Source organism: Vibrio sp. 2134-1, from assembly GCF_033339495.1.
This window is the reverse complement of sequence record NZ_JAWOUS010000729.1, coordinates 1-577: the sequence shown is the minus strand read 5'-3', so window position 1 is coordinate 577 and position 577 is coordinate 1. Positions and strand designations below refer to the sequence as shown.

Here is a 577-nt window from a genome sequence, read left to right as displayed (position 1 = left end):
AAGCAAACAAGATGCCGAAATAGGTTTCGAAAAAGAGCAACGTGCTGGCATTCCACTAAACGCGAGCCATCGTAACTACAAAGATCCAAACCACAAACCAGAATTGGTTTACGCGCTAACCGAATACCAAGCGATGAATGGCTTCCGCCCAACAAGTGAAATCATCAGCTTCTTCTCTGAGCTGGCGATTCCTGAGCTGCAAGGCTTGGTGGATGACCTTATCGACAATCAAACTTCCAAAGGATTGGCGAGCTTCTTCTCCGGTCTATTGTCACTGGAAGGCGAACAGAAAGAGATGGCGTTGACGGTGCTATTGGCACAAGCTCGCATCACCGACTTGCCTCTGTTCAACCTGATCTTGGAGTTAGAAACGCAATACCCGGGCGACATTGGTTTGTTTGCGCCCTTGCTACTCAACGTTATCACGCTGAAACCAGGCGAAGCGATGTTCTTGGATGCAGAAACACCACACGCGTACTTGAAAGGGACGGGGCTTGAGATCATGGCGAACTCAGACAACGTACTACGCGCAGGTTTAACACCGAAGTATATGGACGTAAAAGAACTCGTTGCATGC

General features: G+C 48.9%; 1 protein-coding gene. It reads left to right on the top strand.

What is annotated here, in order from left to right; genetic code table 11:
• Positions 1-577: mannose-6-phosphate isomerase, class I (gene manA, locus R7R78_RS28220; RefSeq protein WP_225474863.1), on the top strand; the 577-nt coding region annotated here is incomplete at both ends.